This is a genomic window from Mycolicibacterium xanthum (assembly GCF_019710635.1).
Classification (GTDB): domain Bacteria; phylum Actinomycetota; class Actinomycetes; order Mycobacteriales; family Mycobacteriaceae; genus Mycobacterium; species Mycobacterium xanthum.
This window is the reverse complement of sequence record NZ_JAIFZS010000031.1, coordinates 22,849-46,348: the sequence shown is the minus strand read 5'-3', so window position 1 is coordinate 46,348 and position 23,500 is coordinate 22,849. Positions and strand designations below refer to the sequence as shown.

General features: G+C 69.2%; 24 protein-coding genes and 1 pseudogene. 14 read left to right on the top strand and 11 right to left on the bottom strand.

Translation table 11 applies throughout. The features are described 5' to 3' along the window. Window positions 1-624 (bottom strand): DoxX family protein (locus JDV09_RS13745; protein WP_221369690.1); only part of this gene is annotated, 624 nt, incomplete at its 3' end. A gap of 69 nt (window positions 625-693) precedes the next feature. On the opposite strand from JDV09_RS13745, the gene JDV09_RS13740 reads away from it, so the two are divergent. Continuing rightward, window positions 694-1,398, top strand: coding sequence for an MBL fold metallo-hydrolase (locus JDV09_RS13740; protein WP_221369689.1), 705 nt, complete (start codon window positions 694-696; stop codon window positions 1,396-1,398). Between the two features lie 16 nt (window positions 1,399-1,414). Here the strand turns inward: JDV09_RS13740 and JDV09_RS13735 are convergent, their stop codons facing one another. Then, window positions 1,415-2,338 (bottom strand): LysR family transcriptional regulator, encoded by a 924-nt coding sequence (locus JDV09_RS13735; protein ID WP_221369688.1) that lies wholly within the window; start codon window positions 2,336-2,338, stop codon window positions 1,415-1,417. Between the two features lie 48 nt (window positions 2,339-2,386). Here JDV09_RS13735 and JDV09_RS13730 point away from each other — a divergent pair, with 48 nt between their 5' ends. The 3 genes from JDV09_RS13730 (at window position 2,387) to JDV09_RS13720 (ending at window position 4,558) form a co-directional block, all read left to right on the top strand. Further along, window positions 2,387-3,202 (top strand): enoyl-CoA hydratase-related protein, encoded by an 816-nt coding sequence (locus JDV09_RS13730; protein WP_221369687.1) that lies wholly within the window; start codon window positions 2,387-2,389, stop codon window positions 3,200-3,202. A 99-nt stretch (window positions 3,203-3,301) separates the two neighbouring features. Continuing rightward, on the top strand, window positions 3,302-4,168 hold the full coding sequence (locus JDV09_RS13725) for an EamA family transporter (protein WP_221369686.1): 867 nt from the start codon (window positions 3,302-3,304) through the stop codon (window positions 4,166-4,168). A gap of 33 nt (window positions 4,169-4,201) precedes the next feature. Then, entirely contained in the window at window positions 4,202-4,558 is a 357-nt protein-coding gene (locus JDV09_RS13720; protein WP_221369685.1) for a hypothetical protein, read from the top strand. Window positions 4,559-4,565: 7 nt separating this feature from the next. On the opposite strand, the gene JDV09_RS13715 is transcribed toward JDV09_RS13720, so the two are convergent. From JDV09_RS13715 to JDV09_RS13695, 5 genes are all read right to left on the bottom strand, one after another. Continuing rightward, window positions 4,566-5,411 carry an ABC transporter permease gene (locus JDV09_RS13715; RefSeq protein ID WP_221369684.1) on the bottom strand — a complete coding sequence of 282 codons (846 nt, stop codon included), beginning with the start codon at window positions 5,409-5,411 and terminating at the stop codon, window positions 4,566-4,568. Beyond that, complete coding sequence (locus JDV09_RS13710; RefSeq protein ID WP_221369683.1) at window positions 5,408-6,283, bottom strand: ABC transporter permease; 876 nt, start codon at window positions 6,281-6,283, stop codon at window positions 5,408-5,410. Before JDV09_RS13710 ends, JDV09_RS13715 begins: the two co-directional genes overlap by 4 nt. 55 nt (window positions 6,284-6,338) lie before the next feature. After that, the gene (locus JDV09_RS13705; RefSeq protein WP_221369682.1) at window positions 6,339-7,520 is read right to left on the bottom strand and encodes a polyamine ABC transporter substrate-binding protein; all 1,182 of its coding nucleotides are present in this window, start codon (window positions 7,518-7,520) and stop codon (window positions 6,339-6,341) included. 59 nt (window positions 7,521-7,579) lie between these two features. Then, window positions 7,580-8,668, bottom strand: a complete 1,089-nt coding sequence (locus tag JDV09_RS13700; protein ID WP_372452915.1) for an ABC transporter ATP-binding protein — start codon at window positions 8,666-8,668, stop codon at window positions 7,580-7,582. A gap of 386 nt (window positions 8,669-9,054) precedes the next feature. After that, complete coding sequence (locus JDV09_RS13695; RefSeq protein WP_221369680.1) at window positions 9,055-10,527, bottom strand: MFS transporter; 1,473 nt, start codon at window positions 10,525-10,527, stop codon at window positions 9,055-9,057. Between the two features lie 172 nt (window positions 10,528-10,699). On the opposite strand from JDV09_RS13695, the gene JDV09_RS13690 reads away from it, so the two are divergent. The 5 genes from JDV09_RS13690 (at window position 10,700) to JDV09_RS13670 (ending at window position 14,851) form a co-directional block, all read left to right on the top strand. Continuing rightward, entirely contained in the window at window positions 10,700-12,100 is a 1,401-nt protein-coding gene (locus JDV09_RS13690) for a purine-cytosine permease family protein (protein WP_221369679.1), read from the top strand. Window positions 12,101-12,168: 68 nt separating this feature from the next. Then, window positions 12,169-12,651 (top strand): TspO/MBR family protein, encoded by a 483-nt coding sequence (locus tag JDV09_RS13685; protein WP_221369678.1) that lies wholly within the window; start codon window positions 12,169-12,171, stop codon window positions 12,649-12,651. 104 nt (window positions 12,652-12,755) lie between these two features. Then, a complete protein-coding gene (locus tag JDV09_RS13680) occupies window positions 12,756-13,337 on the top strand; it encodes a TetR/AcrR family transcriptional regulator (protein WP_221369677.1) in 582 nt (193 codons plus the stop codon). Beyond that, window positions 13,334-14,032: an SDR family NAD(P)-dependent oxidoreductase gene (locus JDV09_RS13675; RefSeq protein WP_221369676.1), complete on the top strand. Its 699-nt coding sequence runs from the start codon at window positions 13,334-13,336 to the stop codon at window positions 14,030-14,032. The genes JDV09_RS13680 and JDV09_RS13675 overlap by 4 nt, the downstream gene beginning before the upstream one ends. After that, window positions 14,033-14,851, top strand: a complete 819-nt coding sequence (locus tag JDV09_RS13670) for an acyl-CoA thioesterase domain-containing protein (protein WP_221369675.1) — start codon at window positions 14,033-14,035, stop codon at window positions 14,849-14,851. 4 nt (window positions 14,852-14,855) lie between these two features. Here the strand turns inward: JDV09_RS13670 and JDV09_RS13665 are convergent, their stop codons facing one another. Next, a complete protein-coding gene (locus JDV09_RS13665; RefSeq protein WP_221369674.1) occupies window positions 14,856-15,668 on the bottom strand; it encodes a siderophore-interacting protein in 813 nt (270 codons plus the stop codon). A gap of 14 nt (window positions 15,669-15,682) precedes the next feature. Further along, the gene (locus JDV09_RS13660) at window positions 15,683-15,934 is read right to left on the bottom strand and encodes a hypothetical protein (protein ID WP_255605332.1); all 252 of its coding nucleotides are present in this window, start codon (window positions 15,932-15,934) and stop codon (window positions 15,683-15,685) included. Window positions 15,935-16,293: 359 nt separating this feature from the next. Between JDV09_RS13660 and JDV09_RS27490 the strand changes: the two genes are divergently transcribed. The 4 genes from JDV09_RS27490 to JDV09_RS13640 all read left to right on the top strand — a co-directional run bounded on the left by JDV09_RS27490 (window position 16,294) and on the right by JDV09_RS13640 (window position 21,275). Then, a complete protein-coding gene (locus tag JDV09_RS27490; RefSeq protein ID WP_372452914.1) occupies window positions 16,294-16,680 on the top strand; it encodes a hypothetical protein in 387 nt (128 codons plus the stop codon). Beyond that, the gene (locus JDV09_RS13650) at window positions 16,632-18,629 is read left to right on the top strand and encodes a DUF7064 domain-containing protein (RefSeq protein ID WP_221369671.1); all 1,998 of its coding nucleotides are present in this window, start codon (window positions 16,632-16,634) and stop codon (window positions 18,627-18,629) included. Before JDV09_RS27490 ends, JDV09_RS13650 begins: the two co-directional genes overlap by 49 nt. 686 nt (window positions 18,630-19,315) lie before the next feature. After that, complete coding sequence (locus tag JDV09_RS13645; RefSeq protein ID WP_221369670.1) at window positions 19,316-20,143, top strand: adenylate/guanylate cyclase domain-containing protein; 828 nt, start codon at window positions 19,316-19,318, stop codon at window positions 20,141-20,143. 58 nt (window positions 20,144-20,201) lie between these two features. Next, window positions 20,202-21,275 (top strand): MBL fold metallo-hydrolase, encoded by a 1,074-nt coding sequence (locus JDV09_RS13640; protein ID WP_255605324.1) that lies wholly within the window; start codon window positions 20,202-20,204, stop codon window positions 21,273-21,275. 21 nt (window positions 21,276-21,296) lie between these two features. Here the strand turns inward: JDV09_RS13640 and JDV09_RS13635 are convergent. After that, window positions 21,297-21,481, bottom strand: a pseudogene (locus JDV09_RS13635) (MFS transporter); the annotation flags it as partial. A gap of 406 nt (window positions 21,482-21,887) precedes the next feature. Between JDV09_RS13635 and JDV09_RS13630 the strand changes: the two are divergent. Continuing rightward, complete coding sequence (locus tag JDV09_RS13630; protein WP_308124125.1) at window positions 21,888-22,100, top strand: BBE domain-containing protein; 213 nt, start codon at window positions 21,888-21,890, stop codon at window positions 22,098-22,100. 18 nt (window positions 22,101-22,118) lie between these two features. On the opposite strand, the gene JDV09_RS13625 is transcribed toward JDV09_RS13630, so the two are convergent. After that, on the bottom strand, window positions 22,119-23,393 hold the full coding sequence (locus JDV09_RS13625; protein WP_308124124.1) for an MFS transporter: 1,275 nt from the start codon (window positions 23,391-23,393) through the stop codon (window positions 22,119-22,121). Window positions 23,394-23,500 lie beyond the last annotated feature (107 nt).

The window sequence follows — 23,500 nt, the reverse complement described above, 5'->3', positions numbered from 1 at the left end:
AACGGCCAGCTCGCCGGCGAGCTCACCGCCGCGTTCGCGGGCGATGTGGGCAAGCTCTCGGCTCCGCTCGGCTCCGACATGCAGGCCCTGGCCCACCTTCTCGCCGAGTGCGCTGTCGGTCAACGACGGGTTCGCGTCCGCGCCGGCGGGCAGCGCGGAGTGCACCGCCTCCGACACCTTGCGCGCGGCGCGCCGTCCGCGCCAGCCCAGCGATGGTTTGCCCTCGGTGTCCACCGCCGCGATGATCAGCCCGCCGATCAGGCTGATGTCGGTGACGAATGCGCGCCGCTCGTCGGCCTTGCGCTGGGGATCGACCTCGTTCCAGAAGGCATGCCCGCCAAGCGAACCCGGCACCACGCTGAGCGCGAGTGCGGCTGAGGCCACCCGCGGGAGCCTGCCGGTGGCCAGCAGCAGCCCGCCGCCGATCTGCACCGCCGCATTCACCCGGGCCACCGTCTCGGCGTTCGACGGGACGTTGGCGCCCACCGGGTCGGGCAGCTTGCTCAGGCCCTCGAGGGTTTGTCGGGTGGCATCGGCGGCGGGTTTCGGGCTGCGCAGGGCCTCGATCCCACGCGAGATGAACACGGCGGAAAGCATGGGGCGCGCGACACGGCGGATCAACATGGATCGAGTATGCCCCGGCCGGCTCCGGCGCAAACCCGTATCTTGACGCAGCCGGGGTAGTTTGGCGACGTGGCCGATGCGGGGTTGGCGTGGGAACAGCTCACGCCGCAGGTGTTCCGATGCCGGCTGGCGTTTTGCGATGTGACCGTCGGCCTGGTGGCCGGTGGCGGGCAGGCGCTGCTGATCGACACCGGGACCACGCTGGCCGAGGCGGAGGCCGTGGCCGCCGACGTTCGCTCGCTCACCGGCCACGAGGTCGGTCATGTGGTGCTGACCCACAACCACTTTGACCACATCCTCGGCAGCTCGGTGTTTGCCGGTGCGCGTTTCTACTGCGCTACGGCGGTGCTGGCGACGATGGCGACCGCGGGTCCAGGCCTGCGCGCCGAGGCGGTTCGCTACGGCGCCGATGCCGCCGAAGTGGACCGTGCCGTCGCCGCGCTGGCACCGCCCCGCGATGCCGTCGGGGAGGCGACGCTGCGGCTCGGTGCGCTCGACGTGGCGATCTCCCACCCGGGCCGCGGGCACACCGACCACGACCTGATCGTCGCGGTCGCCGGCGCCGGGCCGACGGTGGTGTTCTGCGGTGATCTGGTCGAGGAATCCGGCGATCCGTGCTTCGACGAGCAGTCCGATCCCGCGCAGTGGCCCTCGACGCTGCGGCGGGTGATCGAGATCGGCGGTGAGTCGGCGCTCTACGTTCCGGGACACGGCGCGGTGGTCGACGCCGATTTCGTTCGGCGGCAGGCGATGTGGCTGGCCGGGCGGAGCTGAGCGACACCTGCGGCGGTCAGCGGGGCCGGGCGGCTTCGGGTCGTGGCCACCGTGGGCGTGGCAGCTCGCCGGCGGGCGTTCGCATCCGGTCGAGGATCGCCCTCAGCGGCGGCCAGTCCGAGCGACCGCGCCTGGTGACCGCGTAGGCGGTGAGGATCACCTCGGGATCGGTCAGCGGCAACACCGTCACCCCCGCCCCGGTAGGGCGGTCAAGAGGGAGCAGGCCGACACCGAATCCGGCCACGATCAGATCCTCCACCAGATCGAGGCTGTCGATCTGGTGGGCGATGCGCGGCGTGATGCCGGCCAGCGAGGCCAGCGTGCGCACTGCGGTCTCGTCGGCGGTGTTGCGCGAGTTCACGATCCAGGTGGCGTCGGCGAACGCGGCGATACCGGTGGTGTCCCCGGCGGCCTCGGTCGGCACGCCGAGCCCCCAGCCGGTCGACCACAGCGGCATCGCCTCGAGCGCCGCGCCGGGCGATGCGGGTGCCAGGTTGTAGTCGTAAGCCAGTGCGAGGTCCAGATCATCTGCGGTGAGCAGCGCGAACGCCTCGATCGGCTCGTACTCGCTGATCACGAAGTCCACGTCGGGGTAGCGCGTGAACAACTCGGCCACGATCGGCAGCAGCGAGACCCGGATTCCGGTGGCGAAGCCGCCGATGCGGACCGTGCCGGCCGGCTCGGCTTCGGGGTCCAGGTCGAGCCGGGCGGCGTCCACCGCGGCGAGGATGGTCACCGCGTGATCGGCGAGCCGGCGACCGGCGGGGGTCAGTCGGACCCGGCGGCCCTCGGGTTCGATCAGCGGCGCACCGGTTTCCCGGGCCAGCGCCGCGATCTGCTGGGACACCGTCGAGGTGGTCAGGTGGTGTGCCTCGGCGACGGCGCGCATCGAACCGAGACGCGACAGGGCCAGCAGCAGTTCGAGTCGGCGGGTGTCCACCCTCGGATTGTCCCCAGAAGACGCCCGGTGGGTCGGTAAGTTCGCCGCATGACCGAGCTCACCGTCGCCGTCGACGACGGCGTTGCCGTGCTGGTGCTCAACCGGCCCGAGCGGCGCAACGCCTACACCGCGCAGATGGGTGAGCTGCTCAACGTCGCCTACCGGAGCTGCGACGAGGACGACTCGGTGCGGGTGATCGTGGTCACCGGCGCCGGCAGCGCGTTCTGTGCCGGCGCCGACTTCGCCGCGCCCACCGGCCCGTTCGACGTGGCGCCGGAGGGTTTCAGCGCCACCCCGACCGACCCCGCCGCCTTCGAACTGCGGACCCCGGTGATCGCGGCGGTCAACGGGCACGCGATCGGCATCGGCCTGACGATCGCGCTGCAGGCCGACATCCGGATCATGGCCACCCAAGCCAAATACGCTGTGGCACAGGCGCGCAGGGGGGTGATCGGCGACTGCATGTCGCACTGGACGCTGCCGCACCTGGCCGGGGCCACGGTGGCCGCCGACCTGCTGCTGACCGGACGGGCGTTCGACGGAGCCGAGGCCGCCGCGATGGGGATCGCCACCCGCGCGGTGCCCGGTGCCGAGGTGCTCGACACCGCGCTGACGATCGCCCGCGACATCGTGGTCAACGTCGCGCCGATGTCGGCGGCGCTGAGCAAACGGCTGCTCTGGGACACGCTGGCCAACGGCTACCGGCCCCGCGAGGTCGCGGCGCTGGAGACCGATCTGCACCGGCGCGTGATGGGAACCGACGACGCGCGCGAAGGCGTGGCGGCGTTCCTGGAGCGTCGGCCGCCGCGCTGGAGTAACTCGGTCTCGCGAGGGTGGCAACCATTGGGCGACCCGGCTACCTGAGCGGCTGGCCCGACCTCACCTCACCGTTCATGGATCATGAACGGTATATCCAGGAAAATCACGTGGACCGCAACGGTTCTGGTCCCGTTCAATACAGGGGTGAGTACCAACCAGGCCCGCTCGGGTGCCCTCATGGCGGTCGGATCGATGGCGTCCGTCCAGCTCGGGCTCGCGATCGCGGTCACGCTGATCGCCGACATCGGCGTCGAGGGTGCGGCGTGGTTGCGGTTGGCCTGGGCGGGTCTGCTGTTCCTGGTCATCGTCCGGCCCCGCCGGGCGGCCTTCACCCGGACCAGCTTCCTGACCTGCGTGCTGCTGGGTGGGGTGACCGCCGCGATCACGTTGTTGTTCATGGCTGCGCTCGACCGCATCCCGCTGGGGACGGCCAGTGCGCTGGAGTTCCTCGGCCCGCTGGCCGTGGCCGTGGCACGCGGTCAGGGCAGGGACCGGCTGGTGTGGCCCGGGCTGGCGGCGGTCGGCGTGGTCCTGCTGACCCAGCCGTGGAGCGGCGCGGTCGACCCGGTCGGCGTCGCCTACGCCCTGGGTGCGGCGGTCTGTTGGGGCGGCTACATCCTGCTGACCCAGCGGGTGGGGGACCAGGTCGCGGGCATCAACGGCCTGGCGGTGTCGATGCCGGTCGCGGGACTGGTCGCCACCTTGGCGGTGGGCCCCGCGGTCATCGAGCGGATGACCCCGCAGATCCTGCTGATCGGGCTCGGCCTCGCGGTGCTGCTGCCGATGGTGCCGTTCGCGCTGGAGCTCATGGCACTGCGCCGGCTGACCACCGCCGCGTTCGGCACCCTGATGAGCCTGGAACCGGCGTTCGCGATGGTCGTCGGTTTCGTGGTGCTGCACCAGGTTCCAGGGGCCTTCGGGATGCTCGGGATCTGCCTGGTGGTCAGCGCCGGAATCGGTGCCGCCCGCACCGGCGCGCGCACCGTTTCCGTTCCGGTCGAACTCGGTTGAGCCGCCGGACACCCACCGGCGATACCGTTGCCTATGGCTCGTGGAATCTTCGGCTCGCCGATGGTGGGCCTGTTCAACTCCGGTGCGGCCCGGCTGCTCGACGTCCCCGGCATCGGCTCGCTGGCGCGCCGCAGCATGGTGGTGATCAGCTACGTGGGACGACGGTCCGGGGCGACGTTCCAGACCCCGGTCAACTACCGGCGCTGCGACGGCGGGATCGTCATCCACGTGATGGCGCCGGACGCGAAGAACTGGTGGCGCAACTTCACCGGCGCGGGAGGACCGATCACGTTGCTCGGCTTCGACGGCGCCGACCGGACCGGCCACGCCGTCGCCCGCCGCGACGACAGCGGCCGGGTGACGGTGAACGTCACCGTCGATTCGGCCTAGTGACCGATCAGTTCTCGGTCTGCTTGCGCCGCAGCAGCGTTCCCGCCGCCAACAGCAGCAGGCTGATCAGCAGGATCGCGGTGGCCAGCACGTTGATCTGCGGGGGCACCGCGGCCTTGACCGCGGCGTTCACATACAGCGGGTAGGTCACGGTCGAACCGCTGACGAAGTAGGTGATGATGAAGTCGTCCAGCGACAGCGCGAACGACAACATCGCGGCGGCGACGATGCCGGGGACGATCAGCGGCAGCGTCACCTTGAAGAACGTCCGCACCGGGCCGGCGCCCAGGTCCAGGGACGCATCCTCGAGGGTCCAGTCGAAGCCACGCACCCGGGCGCGCACCGTCATCGCGATGAAGCTCACCTCGAACGCGACGTGAGCGATCAGGATCGTCACATAGCCGGCGGCCCAACCGAAGTCGAGGAACAACGTCAGCAGCGCGGCGCCGATCACCACCTCGGGCGCGGTCAGCGGCAGCACCAGGAACGTGTCGACCGCGCGCTGGCCGCGCCACCGCTGCCGGACCAGCGCGATCGCGACGAGGGTGCCCAGCACCAGCGCGATGGCGGTGGACACCGCGGCGACGTTGAGGCTGAGCTTGAGGGCATCGGTCAACGCGGGGTACTTGAACGGATGCAGCCAGTTCTCGAACGTGAAGCCCTGCCATGCGTAGTTGAACTTGCCGAGCGGCTTGTTGAACGAGAACAGGATGATCACGAAGATCGGCAGGAACAGGAACAGCAGCACCAGGACGGCGACGATGCGCAGCAGCAGATCGCCCCAGCTGTACCGTGCCCTGACCTTCTTGGGCACCGAGCTGTGCCGCGCGACTGGGGGGTGAGTGGCGGTCATACCAGGTCCTCGGTTCCCAGTGCCCTGGTGTAGAGCAGCACCCCGACCAGGATGATCAGCATCAGCACCAGTGACAGCGCGGCCGCCGCCGGATAGTCCTTGACGATGAGGAACTGCTTCTGGATGACGTTGCCGATCATGGTCGTCTGGGTGCTGCCCAGGTAGTCGGCGTTGATGAAGTCACCCACCGACGGGATGAAGACCAGCATGCTGCCGGCCAGCACGCCCGGCATCGACAACGGCAGGATCACCTTGCGGAAGCTGCGCGGGGCCGACGAGTAGAGGTCCTTGGACGCCTCCAGCAGCCGGGGATCGATCTTCTCCAGGCTGACGTACAGCGGCAGGATCATGAAGATGATCCAGTTGTAGGTCAACCCGCCGATGACCGCCCAGCTGGTCGACAGCAGCCGGCCCTCCTCGGGCAGCAGGCCGATCGTGCCCAGCGCACTGACCACCCAGCCGTCGTCGGCCAGGATCGTCTTCCACGCGAGGGTGCGGATCAGGAAGGTCACGAAGAACGGCAGGATGACCAGGCCGAGGATCAGGTTCTTGAACCTGCCGGCCTTGAACGCGATCACGTAGGCAAGCGGGAACGCCAGCAGCACGCACAGCACGGTGGCCACGAACGCGTACCCGAACGAGCGCAGTATCTGTTCGCGGTACTCGCTGAACGCGTCGGTGTAGTTGCTGAAGTCCCAGGCGAACGTCAGGGTCGGCAGGTAGATCGACCCGCTGGTCTCCGACAGCGAGGTGCGCGCCAGCGAGAAGAACGGCACCACGAAGAAGACGCCCAGGTACACCAGGGCCGGCGCCACCATCAGGTATGGAGCGATCTTGCTCCGCTGCCGACTGCTGCTCGCTACGCCTGCCACTTATGCTCCTCGCGTGCGCGGGGCCATTTGTGCTCCTCGCGTGCGCAGAGCCACCTCAGCCACCGGTGACGGCCGCGTAGGCGGTGTTGTACTCCTGCGTCTGCTCGTCGGTGAGCGCGGCCCAGCCCTTGGACTTGTCCAGCACCTCCTGCGGAGGGTTGATCAGCGGGTTGCTGGCCGACTCGGGATCGATCTTCTCGAGTTCGGCGGTCATGTCCGACAACACCGGGATGTACTGGACGTAGGACACCAGCTTGGCGTAGTTCGCCCGGTCGTAGACGTAGTCGATCCACGCCTCGGCGGCCTTCTGATTCTGTGTGGTGTACGGGATCACCATGGTGTCGACGAACGTCGTGGCACCCGATTCGGGCACGACGAACTGCAGATCCGGGTTGTCGGCCTGCAGCTGCACGATGTCGCCCGAATACGCCTGGGCGACAGCGATGTTGCCGGCGGCGAGGTCATCGGCGTAGTCGTTGCCGGTGAACTTGCGGATCTGGCCCTTGTCGTTCTGCTCGCGCACCAGGTCGATCGCCTTCTGGACGCTCTCGGTGGTCGGGTCTTCGGGCGTGTTGCCCTGCGAGAGCATGATCATGCCGAGGGCGTCCTGGGCATCGGAGAACAGGCTGACCCGGCCCTTGAACGCGGGATCCCACATATCGTCGATGGTGCTCAGGTCGCGGCCGGTGGCCGCCCGGTTGTAGGCGACACCGACCAGACCCGACATGTAGGGGGCGCTGAACTCGCGGCCCGGGTCCACGCTGGCCTCGAGCAGGTCGGTGCGGATGTTCTTCATGTTCGGCACGGCGTCGTGATTGATGTTGTTCAGCCAGCCGAGTTGGTGCAGTCGCACCGCCATGAAGGTGGTGGGTACGGCCAGGTCGGCGCCAATGTCCTGCTTGCGCGACAGCGGCTCCTTGACCTTGGCGAACCACTGCTCGTTGTCGTTGAAGTCCTCTTTGTAGTCCACCGTGATGCCCGACGCGGTCTGGAACGCCGCGACGAACCCGTCGGCCATGTACAGCGGCCAGTTCGAGATCCGCAGGGTGCCGCCGGCCGGGCCACCGTCGTCGGTGGTCGTGGTGGAGGTGCTGCTGTCCGACCCACAGGCGGCCAGGAACGACGAGCCGAGGGTCAGCCCGGCGGCGGCCGCTGCGCTGCCGCCGATGAACCGGCGCCGCGACGTGCGGTTCGCGGTCAGGCGGGCGAACAGGGTGGGATCGATCTCACGGGACATGGCGACTGTGCCTTTCGTCGGCTCCAGGGAGGGGATGGGGTCGGCAAGCGGGATCGGGATCAGGAGTCGTCGAGCATTTCCTCGAGGTTCTCGGCGGTGGGGACGTCGGCGCCGGGCAGCACCAGCGAGGCACTGGGTGACCAGGACACGTGCACCTCATCGCCCGGACGCAGCATCGGAAGCTCCTGCTCCGGCCCGACGTGGGCGACGATGGTCGAATCGTCGGGGGCGGCCATCGACAGCCGCACGACCGGACCCTGGAACGTCAGGTCGGTCACGGTGGCCCGGACGGTGGCGACATCGCCGGCGGGGACGTCCTGCGCTCCCGGGGTGACCCGCAGCCGCTCCGGGCGCACCATCAGCGTGGCATTGCCGCCCGGCTCGATGTGGGTGTCACCGGGGCGCGCCTTCAGCGTCGAACCGAGCACCTCGACCTCGACGAAATCCCGGTTCACGCGGCCGGTCTGACGGCCGTGCCACAGGTTGGCCTGGCCGATGAAGCTGGCGACGAACACCGTCGAGGGCCGGTCGTAGATCTCGGTCGGGGTGCCGATCTGCTCGACGTTGCCGGCGTTCATGACCGCGATGCGGTCGCTCATCGTCAGCGCTTCCTCCTGATCGTGGGTCACGTAGATGAACGTGATCCCGATCTCGCGCTGGATGCGTTTGAGCTCGAACTGCATGACGTGGCGCAGCTTGAGGTCCAGCGCGCCGAGCGGCTCGTCGAGCAACAGCGCGCTGGGGTAGTTCACCAGGGCCCGCGCCAGCGCGACGCGCTGCTGCTGACCGCCCGAGAGTTGGGCGGGTTTGCGCTCGGCGAAGTCGGCCAGGCGCACGACCTCGAGCAGTTCGTCGACCCGCTTGTGCACCTCGGCCTTGCTCTTCTTCGCGCTGCGCGGCCCGTACGCCACGTTGTCCCATACCGACATGTGCGGAAACAGCGCGTAGTGCTGGAACACGGTGTTGACGTTGCGCTTGTTGGGCGGCGTCCTGGACACGTCGGCGCCCTCGAGGCGGATGGCGCCCTCGGTCGGGGTCTCGAATCCGGCGATCATCCGCAGCGTGGTCGTCTTGCCACAGCCCGAGGGCCCCAGCATCGAGAAGAACTCGCCCTGCGCAATGGAGAAGTCTGCGTCGGCCACCGCGATGTAGTCGCCGAAGCGCTTGGTGACATGGTCGATCTCGATGACCGGGCCGCCCTTGCCGGGGGTGGCCTCGTGTCCCGCCGTCTGATCTACAGCGGTTGTGTCTGTGCCGGACAGGGCGAGTCCTCCTCGGGTGCAGCCAGCGAGCTGTGGATAAACCTTCGCGGATAGCGCTGACCTTCGCAAGCGATTCCGCAACGAATTTACACTTCTACAATGGATTTCCTTGGGGATTCTGGCTCATCGCGGGAGAATCCGCGCATCGAAGACGCAAACGAGTGGTGCCTGACCGAAGCCGGCCGGCAGGGAGTCGTCGCCGACGTCAAGTTTCGCAGCCCGGGCTCGTCGGTGTCGGCCGTTTCGGGGAGTGTCGGACGATCTTCGGCGGCTCAGCCCCACTCGTGGTTCATGGCGCGTGTTTCGTAGCGCGCCTCGGCGGATTCGGTGGCGCCCGGCCGGGGCCGGGATCCGGCGATGAGCACGATCGCCAGCCCGGCCGTGGCGGCCCCGCCCACGAATATCGCCACGAAGCTGCTCTCGGCGGGCATCCCCGTGGCGGTCGTGCGGGCCAGCAGCACGGCAACCACGGCGGCGGCCACCGAGCTGCCGATCGTGCGCGCGATCGCGTTCACTCCGGTGGCGACACCGGTGTCGGCGCTGCTGACCTCGGCGACCACCAGGGCGGGCAGCGCGCCGTAACCCAGGCTGATGTACGCATTGGCCAGGATGCTGGCGACGATCACCTGCCACGGTGCGGTGTGCGCGAACGCGATCAGCAGGAACCCGGCGATGCCCGCCAGCGCGGCCACCGTCAGCACCGGACGCGCACCGAAGCGATCGATGAAGCGCCCGGACACCAGTGCGATGAGGAACCCGGTCAGCGCTCCCGGCAGCAGGTAGACGACGCTGGCCTGCAGCACGGTGGCGCCGAAGCCGTAACCGGCGGTGTCGCTGGGCATCTGGACGAACTGGGTCAGTCCCAGGAACGCGAAGTAGAGTCCCATGCCGACGCTGACGGTGGCCAGGTTGGTGAACAGCATCGATCGTTGGGTCAGCATCCGCGTCGACACCAGCGGTCGCGGAGCCCGTCGTTCCCAGATCCACCAGGCGATCAGCACGCCGAACCCGCCGGCCAGCGCGCCGATCGTGCGCGGTGAACCCCAGCCCCAGGTGTTGCCCTGGGTGATCGCCAGCAGCACCGAGGCCAGGCCCACCGCCAGGCCGGCCGCACCCAGCCAGTCGATGGAACCGGCGGCCGACCGGGGCCGGTCGGGCACGACGACCACCACGACGGCGATGACCAGCACCGTGAAGGCGGTGGTCAGCCAGAACACCCGGTGATAGTCCGCGTCACCGTTCATCAGCAACCCCACCACCACCAGGCCGGTGCCGCCGCCGAAGCCGAGGGTGCCGGACAGCACCGCCATCGCCGACACCATCCGGTCGGCGGGCAACTCCTCGCGCAGGATGGCGATGCCGACCGGGTAGAGCGCGAACGAGGCCGCCTGCAGTACCCGCGCGACGATCAGCAGCGCCAGCGAGGACGTCGTCGCGGCCAGCACCGAGCCGGCCAGCACCACGACCAGGACCCCGAGCAGTACCCGTTTCTTGCGGTGCAGATCGGCAAGGCGCCCGATCAGCGGTGTCGCGGCCGCCGCGGCCAGCAGGTTGGCCGTCACCGCCCAGCTGACCGAGACCATCGATGCGTCGAGCTGTTCGGCGATGACGCCGAGCACCGGAACGACGGCGGTCTGCAGCACCGCGACGGTGAGCACCACCAGGCCCAGCCCGGCGATCAGCACCCGGGGCCGGGCGGGGGAGGCGAGCGCAGAGCCGGATCGGTCGATCCCGGTCTCGTGCACGCCGCCTCCCTGGGTCAGTCGGTCCTGTGATCAGCCAGTCTCGGCTTCTCCCGATTATCGCGCCGTGCGCAGCGACTCCGACAACCGGTCGAGGGGCAGCCGCGGTGACCGGTGAATCATCGCCGCGCGGGGTGGCCGGGGCCAGCCGTGCGGGGCGTGGTCGAATAAGGCCATGGCTCAGGGAACCTCGCCCCAGCTCGGATCCGGCGCGCTGACGGGGGCGGCGTTCACCGGCAGGCGGCCGTCGGCGGCCGGGGATCTGGCGGTGGAGACACACGGCATCGCCCCGGTGCCCGAAGACCAGCGCTACGGCAGGCCGGCGCGACTGTTCACCGTGTGGTTCGCCCCGCAGGTCAACATGACCGGAGTGTTCACCGGCACGCTGGCCATCCTGCTGGGCCTCGGTTTCTGGCTGGGTCTGTTGGCGATGGTCATCGGGACCGTGCTGGGATCGCTGGTGGTCGGCTACCTGTCCACCTGGGGGCCGCGCACCGGAGCCGGGCAGCTGCCCAACGCGCGGATGGCGTTCGGGCCGACGGTCGCGGTTCCCGCTGTCCTGCAGTGGCTTTCGTCGATCGCGTGGGACGCCCTGGTGGGGCTGTTCGGCGGTGAGGCGCTGGCGGTGCTGCTCGGGATCCCGTTCTGGTCGGCGGTGCTGATCGTGCTCGGGGTGCAGGGCGTGGTCGGTTTCTTCGGCTACGAGCTGATCCACCGGCTGCAGGCCGTGCTGACGGTGGTGTTGTTCACGACGTTCGTGGTGTTCGCCGTCAAGCTGGTCGCCGGCCACGAGATCGTCACCCCGGCCTCGGTCGCGGGTGCCGACCTGGCCGGCGCATTCGTGCTGGAGGTGACCATCGCGTTCAGCCTCGCGGTCTCCTGGGCGACCTACGCGGCCGATTTCAGCCGCTACCTGCCCGCCGACGTGTCCCGGATCAGGGTGTTCGGCTACACCGTCGCGGGCCTGTTGGCGGCGTATGTCTTCGTCCAGGGGCTCGGCATCGCCGCGGCGGGAGTGGTGGCCGAGCACACCGCCGAGGGGGTCCGCTCGGTGATGGGCGGCGGGCTGCTCGGCGGGCTCGCCCTGTTGATCATCGCGGTCGCCTCGATCGGATCGGGGGTGATGAACGACTACAGCGGCTCGCTGGCGCTGCAGACCGTGGGCGTGCGGGTGCGCAGGCCGTTGTCGGCGGTCATCGTCACCGCGCTGGCCTTCGTGCTGATCCTGTGGCTGCACGCGGCCGACACGGCGACCCGGTTCACCGATGTGCTGCTGCTGGTGAGCTACTGGATTCCGGCGTTCGTCTCGGTGGTGGTGATCGACTGGCGGATCCGCTCGCGGGACCGCGCCACCCTCAACCCGGCGCTGGAGACCACCGAGCGCCGCCACGCCGTGGCGGCGCTGATCGTGTTCGTGCTGTCCTACGCCGCGGCGATCCCGTTCATGAACACCACGCTGATCCAGGGGCCGGTCGCGGTCGCCTGGCACGGCGCCGACATCGCCTACTTCGTCAACATGGCGGTGGCTGCGGTGCTCTACGGCTCCTACCGCGCGGTCGTCGCCAGGTCGGGTTAGTCCGGTTCGCGGCCCTGCAATCGGGGTATGTGGGACCGTTAATGCAAGTCCGTAAGAAAGGAACCACGATGCGCGCCTTGACCCTTGCCAAAACCGCCGGTGCCTCGTTCGCGGCCGGTGCGGCCGGTGGTCTGGCGACCGGGCCGGCCGTCGGTTCGCCCTGGTACCAACGGCTGAGGAAACCCGGCTTCCAGCCGCCGCGGGCCGCGTTCCCGATCGCGTGGAACATCCTCTACGCCGACATCGCCGTCGTGTCGGCGTCGACGATCGACACGCTGAACGAGCGCGGTGAGACCGAGCGGGCCCGCGCCTACAGCCGGGCGTTGGCGGCCAACCTGGTCCTCAACGCCGGCTGGAGCTGGGTGTTCTTCAACCGGCGACGGCTCGGTGCGGCCACGGTGCTGGCCGGCGCGCTGACCGCGAGCAGCGCCGACCTGGCCCGCCGGGCGGGTGCGGTCAACCCTCGCGCCGGTGCGGCGCTGTCCGTCTACCCGCTGTGGTGTGCGTTCGCCACCGCGTTGTCGGGCCGGATCTGGCAGCTGAATCGCTGACCTTCGCGGCGCCATTTGCTTGCCGAACGGCTAGTGGTCTACTTTACGATCGGCTAGGAGTTGGCTGGGTCTGTGATGGGAGGTCGGTTGTGGGCATCGCCGCTGTGGACCGTTCTTCCGCGACGCACACCCGCGACCGGGTGATCGGTGTGGCGATCGACCTGTTCACCAGGCACAGCTACGCCGGCACCTCGTTGCAGATGATCGCCGACGAGATGGGTTTCACCAAAGCCGCCATCTACCACCATTTTCGGACCCGTGAGCAGCTGCTGATCGCCGTGCTCGAGCCGCTGCTGGCCGAGTTGGGGCAGGTGGTCGAGGCCGCGAGCCTGAAACGCTCGCCGTCGGCCAGGGCGGACGGGATGCTCACCGGCTACGCCGAGCTGGCGGTGCGAAACCGCGGACTGGTGGCGGTGCTCGCGGCCGATCCCGGCGTGGCCACGGCGCTCGAGCAGCGTGCCGAGTGGGTGGCGCTCATCCGCCGGCAGATGGCGCTGCTGGCCGACGTGGACCCCGGCCCCGCGGGCCGGGTGCGCGCGGCGATGGTTTTCGCCGGAATGGCGGCGGCCGCGGGCCCGCTGCCTGCAGGGCTGAGTGACGACGAACTCAGCGCCCACCTGATCGACGCGGGACGGAAAACGCTCGGGATACGGGCACCGCGGAAGCGCAGAAAGGACACCGAATGAAGACTGCGGTAGTGACGGGAGGCGGGTCGGGGATCGGCCGCGCGGTGGCCGAGCGGTTGCGTGCCGACGGCCACCAGGTCGCGACCCTCGATCTGCAGCCCGGCCAGGACGATTTCTCCCAAGTCGCCGACGTCACCGACCGGCAGCAGGTCGATGCCGCGCTGGACGCCGTCCGCACGCGGCTGGGACCGATCGCGATCCTGGTCAACGCCGCGGGCCTGGACGGGTTCAAGAAGTTCACCGACATCGGATTCGACGAGTGGCAGCGCGTCGTGAACGTCAACCTCAACGGCGTCTTCCACTGCACCCAGGCGGTCCTGCCCGACATGATCGAGGCCGGCTGGGGGCGCATCGTGAACATCTCCTCGTCCAGCACCCACTCCGGGACGCCCTACATGTCGCACTACGTCGCGGCGAAGTCCGCGGTCAACGGGCTGACCAAGTGTCTGGCACTGGAGTACGGGCCTGCCGGCATCACGGTCAACGCGGTTCCGCCGGGGTTCATCGACACCCCGATGCTGCGGAGCGCCGAGGCACGCGGCTTTGTGGGCGTGCAGGCCACGATCGAAGCGACCCCGGTGCGCCGGATGGGCCGCCCCGAGGACATCGCCGCGGCCTGCTCGTTCCTGATCTCCGAGGACGCCGGCTACATCACCGGACAGATCCTCGGTGTCAATGGAGGCAGGAACACCTGAGTGACCGACGACGCGGCCTACTTCACCGCCGACGGCGACGGGTTCGCGCCGACCAGGTTCGCGCACAGCCACTGGGGGCCGGACCATCTGAACGGCCCGGCCATCGTCGGGCTGGCCGCCTGGACGCTGGAGAAGCGGTTCGGCTCGCCCGAGTTCATGCCGACCAGGCTGACCGTGGATCTGGTGCGGGCGGGACGCAACCGGCACACAACGCTCGACCTTCGGGTGGTGCGTGACGGGCGCCGGGTCCGCAGCGCCGAATGCGACGTGGTGCAGGAGGGCCGGGTGGTGGCCCGGGCGACGCTGGTGCAGTACCGCAGGTCCGAGGCCCCGCCCGGAGAGCTGTGGACGGCCGGCACGGCGTTTCCGGTAGCTCCGGTGCCCGACGACGATCTGCTGCCGTACGTGACCAGCGAGGGTGCCGGATGGACCCGGTCGCCCGCCGACCACCAGAACGACGCGCGAAAGCGGTTCTTCCACAACAGCATCAACGTGGTGGCCGGGCAGGACAGCTCCGGGTTCGTGCGGGCGGCCCAGCTGGCCGAGGCCACCAGCCTGGTGACCAACCTGGGCAGCGCTGGGATCGGATACATCAACGGCGACCTGACGGTGGCGCTGTCACGCCTGCCCGTTGATCGCTGGATCGGCGTCCAGGCCGACTCCCATCACGCCACGGACGGGATCGCGGTGGGCACCGCGACGCTGTTCGACCGTCTCGGTGCCTTCGGGTCGGGGATGACCACCGCGGTGGCCAACCCGGCGGCCCAGATCGACTTCTCCAAGGGCCGGTTCCGGCCGGGTGAGATCAACTACGAGTAAGCGCTCACAGGCCGACCCGTTCCAGCGCCTCGTCGAACTCCTCGAGGGCCAGCTTGTCGCCCTTGCCGTCGGCCAGCGCCCGTTGGTAGACGGCCAGTGCGTCGCCGGATACCTGCGCGAACCGGGCGTCCCAGCGTTCGGAGTCGTGGCGCCAGTATCCGGTGACGTCGTATCGGTCGGTGGTCCAGCCCAGCGCGCGAAGGTGCTTGCGGACCGCCCGGGACTGGGTTGCCTCTGCGCCCAACCAGCAGTAGCCCGGCCCGTCGGGCAGCGCCAGCCCGGCGACCAGCCCGCCCAATCGGCTCGGGCCCAAGCCGTTGCCGGTCCCGGTCGCCGCGACGATCGTCAGATTCGGATGACCGGGGAGATAGTCCAGGTCAGCGTCGTCGGGGACCTCGACGACCAGCGTGACGGGAACGTCCGCGGGGAGTTCGTCGAGGATCCGCGCGCATGCGGGTAACCCGGCCAGGTCGCCGACCAGCAACTGCCACCGGGTCTCGGGCGGCGGCCGGTACCAGGACCGGGCGTGGTCGAGACCCACCCGCTGTCCGGGCCGGGCCGTCGACGCCCAGCCGGTGCCCGGCCCATGGGTGTGCAGCACGACGTCCAGCGTCAGTCGCGCACCGTCGTGATGGCGCACCGAGTAGGTCCGCGCGTCGGTGCCCGACGGGTCGCCGCCGCCGAAATAGACCCCGACCGCCGCGTCGGCCGCGACCGGGACGGCGAGGGTTCCGGGGTCCTCGGCCTCGACCTCGATCCGCTGCATGCGCGGGCCGAGGGCGACCGTCCCAACGACGCCGGCCAGCGTGAACGGCACTCGGGCGGGCGGCTTTAGATGCAGCCGCTCACGCTGACCCGCCGTCCGAAGTTCGCGCAGACGTTCACGTTCGGCGGCGGCGGCGGGGGAGGCGGAGGTGGTGGTGGCGGCGGTGCCGCGTTGAAGTCCTCGGGCATCGGCGCGTAATAGGACGGTGGCGGGACCCACGGCGCGACCGCATCGGCGACGTTGCCGCAGCCGCTCACCGAGACGTGGCGGCCACCGACGGACCCGCAGACATCCGCCGAAGCCTGGGCGGGAAGCATCGTCAAGCCCAGGCCGAGGCCCACCCAGCACAGGCCAAGCAGCGCGGCGAGGCGTTTAACCAGCACGCCGCGAATCCTACCGCCGATCGCTGTGGGAATCCGGGACACCGGTACGGATTCGTGCGATCAGGGGTCTGGCAGGTATTCCGAAACCACCGGGCACCAGGCATTCTCGGACCCAGCAGTTGGGCGCCGGCCGTCACCGCTCTGATGCGAACGCACCGGGGATCGGGAGTGCTGTCGGTCGCGAGCCGCCGGCGTCTCGTGGATTCCCTTCCGCCGCTTGTCAGGACACGCGATGCCAGCCGATCGTGTTCAGCCACGGATGGCCGCTGTCCGGCGACGACTGGGACGCCCAGATGATGTTCTTCTTGGGCCACGGTTATCGGGTGATCGCCCACGACCGGCGCGGGCAGGGCCGGTCCAGCCTAGATTGCCGACGGCCACGAGATGGATCACCACGCCGACGATCTGGCCGCGGTGGTCGAGCACCTGGATCTGCGCGACGCGTGCACGTCGGGCACTCCACCGGGGGCGGCGAGGTCGTGCGCCGACCTGTTGCAGTTCATCCGGTCCTGACCCGGTCAGGTCCGCCAGAAAGCGCGTTCGGTGACCCTGCGCCGTCCTGGTTTGACGGCCGTCAATTGATTTCGCGGATGCACCGTTCGGCTCAGGACGGTTGCTATACGTTGGCCCGGTGTCGTCGTCACTGCGTCCCCGCATCATCGAGCGAGCCTCCGACCTGACCGCCGACTGGCTGACCAGCGTGATCGGGAAGGGGACCGTCACGGAGTTCACCGTCGAGCGCATCGGCACCGGTCAGATGAGCGAGTGCTACCGGGTGACGCTGAGCTATGCCGAGGCCGAACACGGACCGGACTCGATGGTCCTCAAGGTCGCCGCCGCCGACCCCAGCAGCCGGCAGACCGGCTTGGCCATGGGTCTCTACGAGGGCGAGGTCAACTTCTACACCGACGTCGCCCCCGGGCTGGACGGGCCCATCGCGCCGTGCCTGCATGCGGCCTACGACCCGGCGACCGGGGCGTTCGACCTGCTGCTCGGCGACGCCGCGCCCGCTGTCGTCGGCGACGAGATCCGTGGCGCCACGGCCGAGCAGGCGCTGCTGGCGATGACGCAGTTGGGGCTCGTGCACGGACCGCTGCTGGGCAACGACTCGCTGGCCGGGGCGAAGTGGCTCACCCGCGAGTCCCCGGTCAACCAGGATCTGGTCGCTGCCCTGTACGCGGGCTTCATCGACCGCTACGGCGACCGGATCGACCCGTCGCACCGCGAGGTGTGCGACCACTTCGTCACGGTGTTCGACGCCTACATGGCCGCCGAAACGGTATCGGAGGCCCCCCGCGGGCTCGTGCACGGCGACTTCCGCCTGGACAACATGCTGTTCGGTGAGCCCGGGGCGGACCGGCCGCTGACGGTCGTCGACTGGCAGACGGTCACGTGGGGGCCGGCGTTCAGCGACGTCGCGTACTTCCTCGGGTGTGCCCTGCCGATCGAGCAGCGCCGCGAACACTACGACGAGTTGCTCGAGGCCTATCACCGCGCCCTGGGCCCGGAAACGCCGGTCAGCCTGGCGGACGTTCGCGAGGGGGTGCGCCACCAGAGCTTCCTCGGGGTGTTGATGGCGATCGTGTCCTCGATGGTCGTCGAACGCACCCCGCGCGGCGACGAGATGTTCATGGCGATGCTGGCGCGGCACTGCCAGCAGGTGATCGACACCGGGGCGATGGCGATCCTGCCGCCGCCCGCCACCCCGGAGCCCCTGCAGCCGGAGCCCGCCGACGAGGGCCGCCACCAGGCCGGTGACGAGGCGCTGTGGAGTGAGAGCTGGTACTTCGACTTCGCCGATCCGGGCCAGCAGGTCGGCGGCTGGTTCCGACTCGGACTGATCGCCAACCAGGGACACGGGTGGATCAACGGGCTGCTGTGCGGACCCGGGATGCCGACGATCGCGGCCCTGGACTTCGAGGCGCCACTGCCCGAGGACCACACCCTGGTCCGCACCGGGGACCTGGAGTTCGGCATGGCGGTGCTCGACCCGTTGCAGGCGTTCGGCGTCACGATGCGCGGCCGCGGGCAGGCCTACGACGACCCGTCGGCGCTGCTGCGCGGCGAGCCGGGCCGCCCGGTCGAGGTGACAGTGGATCTGACCTGGACGACGGTGGGAACCCCGTACCAGTACCGGCTGTCGCCCCGCTATGAGATTCCCTGCACGGTCTCGGGTTCGGTGACCGCGGACGGGCAGACCTACGAGTTCGCCGACGTCGCCGGCCAGCGCGACCACTCGTGGGCGCCGCGCGACTGGTGGAGCATGGACTGGGTGTGGAGCGCGCTGCACCTCGACGACGGCACGCACCTGCACGGCGTGGAGATCCGCATCCCGGGGATACCGCCGATGTCGGTCGGTTACCTGCAGCGTCCCGGCGAACCCCTCGTCGAGCTCGAGCGGGTGGCTGCTCGGGAGACGTTCTCCGACAACGGTTTACCGGTGTCCGCAGAGTTGGATTTCGCCCCGGGGGACATCGCCGCGACCATCGATGTACGCGGGCACGCGCCCGTGCTGCTGACCTCGACTGACGGTCGGCTCAGTCGCTTCCCGCGGGCCTGGGGCACCGTGCGCACCGCCGACGGCCGCACCGGGGTGGGGTGGATCGAATGGAACCGCAGCCAGTCCTGACCGTCGGTTGTTCCGGGTCTGGATCAGGTTGCCGCAGGTGTCATCGAACACCGCAATGGTCACCGGCTCCCGCTCGGTGCTGGGCCAACGCTCGGCGATCTGCCTGAGCGGCGCGCTGAGAGCGAGCTCCCAGGGTGAGGATCCACAACCCGCCACACGGAGACCACCGGCTCGGAGCGTTCAGCGGACTCTTGGCGGTGTGCCTACCATCGAACTCGGGCCGTCACTGGACGCAGGCACGATCGAACCGGTCAGGCCGGCAGCGTGAATGGCTGTACTACTGGCCGGCCGGCTTGCCGACCGCGGTCAGAATGGTCGTTTCGGCTGGCAAAAGCGCAACGCCGACGCGGCATGCTCTCGGCAGAACGCGCCTGACGTCGTTGGCAGCCAACCTAAATCGACGAGGACTTCATTGAGCAACCGGCTCGCGATCAACTCGTCGCGCGGTGTTTGTCCGCTCGGTGTTTGCAGGGCAACACCACGAGGCCGTTGCAGCTGCCGCGTCGGATCTCGAATTCGTATATGCGCCTTGACAAATCATCTCTTTCGGCAGCTGGAAGCAGAAGCGGGCGCCGCTGCCGATCACGGCGGTATACCGCCGCGCGGCGGGTGCCGTCCTGACGGAGCCGACACCGATCGGCCGAAACGGCTCCGACCGGTGGCCAGACCGTGGGAAAATCGATGTCATGGCCAGGCGGCGCGTGCCGCAGCGACCGGGCGGCGCACAGGTCAGCGCGGAGGAGTGGGCGCGGTTCTACGAGTACTTCGGCCACGCCAGGGTCCGCCGTGCGATCGGCGTTCTGTCCAGGCTTCCATCCGAGCCGCGGTGCGAGGCGTGCGGCAACCCGTTCGGGGGTGTCGGAGGCTGGCTAATGGCCCGGGTGGGCAAGAGCCCGTCGCGCAAGAACCCGCGTTGGTGCCAGATGTGTTTCGAGTCCGCCCCGGCCGGGGGCGTGACACTGACGATCGGCGTGCTGTTCGCCGATGTCCGCAACTCGACCGCACTTGCCGAACGGATCGCCCCCGCCGATATGGCGGCGCGCCTCAACCACTTCTACGCGGCGCTGACACAGGTCATCGTGCAACACGGCATCGTCGACAAACTGATCGGTGACGCCGTGTTGGGCCTGTATTTCGCGCCGCTGAGCAGGGACGGCCGATACATCGAATCCATGGTCACCGACGCACACAAGATCCTGCGCGATCTGGGGTACGGGTCGCCCACCGGTCCGCAATTGGAGGTCGGTATCGGTCTCGACGTGGGCCCGGCCTACGTCGGGATCGTCGGTGATGGGGAGGTCCGCGACTTCACCGCGATCGGCGACGTCGTCAACACCGCGTCGCGGCTTCAGCATGTCGCCGCGGGCGGTCAGATCGTCATGTCGGACACGGTGGCGCGGCTCGGCGGGGTCAGCGGGGGCGATGCCGTCGCGCTCGACCTCAAGGGCAAGGCAGAGCCGCTGACGGCCCGCCGACTCTCCGTATCGCCGAAAGGTCAGGCCGCCGGATCCTGAATTCCGCAGCGCGATGGGCGTTTACCATGATGGCGGCGACCCGATGAAGGAGGCCGGCATGTGCTTCGAACCCCATGTTCATCCCGGTGCGGCTGCCTTCCCGGTGATTCCGGCCGAGCCGGTTGCAACGATGACCGATCTGGTCGCGTTGGCCCCAGTGGACGCGGTCACCTTGACCACGCTGGTCGACAACAGCACCGACCTGCTGCTGACCGACCAGGGACCGGTGCATCGTCACAGTCTGGTGGCCGCAGCTGCGGCGCCGAGGCTGGCGACCAATGTGCTCGACACCGGCGAGACATTCGATATCCCGTTGGCGGAGCACGGCTTCTCGATGCTGGTGACGGTGAGCCGAGCCGGTCATGACCATCATCTGCTGTTCGACGCCGGGATGACCCCCGACGGTCTGGTGCAGAACATGCGGCGCCTCGGGCTGTCACCGTCTGACATCGAGCTCGTCGTCCTCAGCCATGGGCATTTCGATCATGTCACCGGACTGGACGGGTTGATCCGAAGCGTCGGCCCGTCGAACCTGCCGCTGGTGATCCATCCGGGAGCGTTCACCAAGCGGCGCATCGCCATTCCGGGTCTGCTCGAACTCGAACTTCCTGCGCCCAGCTGCACCGCCCTGCGCGAAGCCGGAATCGACGTGATCGAACGACGGCAGTCCTCGCTGCTGATCGACGATTCGGTGCTCATCACCGGCGAGATCGACCGCACCACGGAGTTCGAACGCGGTATGCCGTTCCACGAGGCGTTCACCGACGGAGCGTGGACACCGGATCCGCTGATCCTCGACGACCAGGCGCTGATCGTGAACGTTGCAGGCCACGGGCTCGTGGTGCTGACCGGGTGCGGACATTCCGGGATCGTCAACATCGTTCGCCATGCGACGCGCCTGACCGGCGTGGAGCGGGTCGCCGCCGTTGTCGGCGGGTTCCACCTGAGCGGTCCCGCATTCGAACCCCTCATCGGACCCACGGTCGACGCTCTGGCCGAACTCGGCGCCGAGGCGATCATCCCGGCGCACTGCACGGGGTGGCGCGCCGCCCACGCCATCGCCGCGGCCATGCCGGACGCGTACATCCCCAACAGCATTGGGTCTCGCCTGGAACTTCGAGAGCCGGTTTAGCCCGCCCGCTGCTTACCCGTGTCACCGCGGGAGGCTGGGCCTCGGGTGTGTCTCGTACATGCAGGCGGCGACTGTGATACCCGAGATGACCGAGATCGCGGCGGCGGCCCACACCGCGCGGACCCACCACAGCGGGTGGCGACATCGCCGATGGCGGCGAGCAGGGTGGGGTAGACCATCGCGGTGCCTGCGTCGAGGAGTGCGGTGAATCGGTTCGGCGATGGCAGCTGCCTCATCGGCAAATCGCCGGGCCTCCTCGGCGCGACCGCAACCGGCCAAGAAGACCGCCTGCCTGGCCAGCGTCTCGGCGACATGCGCGAGTGATCCCGTGCGCCGATCCATGTCGAGTGCCGTGCCGAAATAACGCTCGGCCAGGGCATTTTCACCGCTCAGTGCCGCGATCCGCGCGAGGTAGCGGTCGGCGCTGCCGAACAGCGCGACGAACTGGCCGGACATCAGGTTCTTGCTCTCGTAGCGGGTGGTTGAGGGCGCTGGTCATACCATGATCGCAGTTGAGCTCGGTGTACAGGGCGAGCAAGCTGGGCACCCACCCAGGTCATCGTCGGGGTCGACCCGGATCCGGCGAATGCGCCAGCGCTGAAGCGCTGGACGGTGGACTACCGGGACACCACCCATCCGTACTCGGCGGGCGGGGCGTATACCAACTTCATGAGGGACGAGGGCTTCATGAGGGACGAGGGCCGAGACCGGGTGAAAGCCACCTGCGGTCCGAACTACGGCCGGCTGACTGAGGTGAAGGCGCAGTGCGATCCCGACAACGTGTTCCGGATCAACCACAACATCCTCCCGAGCCGACACCGCTGACGTGTGCTCCGCCGTCGATCACACCTTGGCTCGGACGCCGGCGGGGCGGTGCGTCAACAGCAGGGCGGGAACGAGCAGCAGCGCGAGTAAGCCGCCCGCGCTGGACAGGACCGGATATCCGGCGGTCGCCATGACGACGCCGGACATGCCTCCGCCGGCGGCGCCGGACAGTGCGATCCCGACGTCGATGACGCCCTGGGTTCTGGGTCGGTTGTCGGGCACCGTCGCGTCCACCACCAGTGCAGTGCCGGCGATGAGCCCGAAGTTCCACCCCAGTCCGAGCAGCACCAACGCCAGGGTCAGGTATGGGAGGGAACTGCCTGGGCTGAGGGCCGCAACAAGACCGGCGGCCAGCAGCGTCACACCCGAGGCGACGGTCATCGCGGCCCGCCCGATCCGATCGACCAGGATTCCGGTGATCGGCGACGGCAGGTACATCGCGGCGACGTGCGCACCGATCACGAACCCGACGGCGGCCAGGTCGTGATGGTGAGCCCGCATGTGGACCGGGGTCATGGTCATGATCGCGATCATCGCGATCTGGGTCACGACCATCACCGCGGCGCCCAGGTAGGCGCCCTTTCCGGGAGGGGGCACGGCGACGGGTTCGCCGCCGGACGCACGGGTGCTCATCTCGTCGGCGATCCTGCGGGCCAGCAGGTAGGGGTCGGGGCGCAGCAGCATCATCAACACGATCCCCGCGGCCAGATAAGCGACGGCGGCCAGCAGGAACGGACCGGACAGCACCGGCAGTCCCAGCGCGGTCGCCAGCGAGCCCAGTGGGGTGATCAGATTGGGTCCGGCGACAGCCCCGAAGGTGGTGGCCACCAAGGCCACGCTGATCGCCGTCCCGCGCCGGGATGGATCGGCAAGGTCGGTTCCGGCATACCGGGCCTGCAGATTGGTCGCCGTCCCCGCGCCGTACACGAACAGCGACACGAACAGTAGTGGCGCGTTGTCGGTGGCCGCGGCGATCACGACCCCGATCGCTCCGACGCCGCCGGCGGCGAAACCCAGACCCAGGCCGAGGCGGCGCCCCCAACGCTGGGTGAGCCGGCCGATCAGGAACGCCGCCGTCGCCGCGCCCAGCGTGAACAACGCCGTGGGGACACCGGACAAGCTGTCGGTTCCGAGCAGGTCTTCGGCCAGCAATGCACCCACCGCGATACCGGCCGCCAGTCCGGCGCCGCCGAGGATCTGGCTGGCCACCACCACGGTCAGGGTGCGCTTCTGTACCCTGCGCCGTTCCTCATCGCCGACCGGGGCCGATGCTGTGTCATTGGCATCGCGCACGGTCTGACAGTACGTGCGAGCCATCGGTGAGGCGCCCCATCCATTGGAGGAAGGCGTCACACTGATAGCTCTGCGTGCGGCCGGTCGGCGGCCCGCACAAGACCCCG

Bases quoted from the DNA above. Each gene is read 5' to 3' on its own strand.
- JDV09_RS13675 (WP_221369676.1), top strand. From the start codon at position 13,334: ATGAAGACTGCGGTAGTGACGGGAGGCGGGTCGGGGATCGGCCGCGCG.
- JDV09_RS13690 (WP_221369679.1), top strand. From the start codon at position 10,700: ATGGCTCAGGGAACCTCGCCCCAGCTCGGATCCGGCGCGCTGACGGGG.
- JDV09_RS27490 (WP_372452914.1), top strand. From the start codon at position 16,294: ATGATGTTCTTCTTGGGCCACGGTTATCGGGTGATCGCCCACGACCGG.
- JDV09_RS13720 (WP_221369685.1), top strand. From the start codon at position 4,202: ATGGCTCGTGGAATCTTCGGCTCGCCGATGGTGGGCCTGTTCAACTCC.
- JDV09_RS13640 (WP_255605324.1), top strand. From the start codon at position 20,202: ATGTGCTTCGAACCCCATGTTCATCCCGGTGCGGCTGCCTTCCCGGTG.
- JDV09_RS13715 (WP_221369684.1), bottom strand. From the start codon at position 5,411: ATGACCGCCACTCACCCCCCAGTCGCGCGGCACAGCTCGGTGCCCAAG.
- JDV09_RS13660 (WP_255605332.1), bottom strand. From the start codon at position 15,934: ATGCTTCCCGCCCAGGCTTCGGCGGATGTCTGCGGGTCCGTCGGTGGC.
- JDV09_RS13685 (WP_221369678.1), top strand. From the start codon at position 12,169: ATGCGCGCCTTGACCCTTGCCAAAACCGCCGGTGCCTCGTTCGCGGCC.
- JDV09_RS13730 (WP_221369687.1), top strand. From the start codon at position 2,387: ATGACCGAGCTCACCGTCGCCGTCGACGACGGCGTTGCCGTGCTGGTG.
- JDV09_RS13645 (WP_221369670.1), top strand. From the start codon at position 19,316: ATGGCCAGGCGGCGCGTGCCGCAGCGACCGGGCGGCGCACAGGTCAGC.
- JDV09_RS13705 (WP_221369682.1), bottom strand. From the start codon at position 7,520: ATGTCCCGTGAGATCGATCCCACCCTGTTCGCCCGCCTGACCGCGAAC.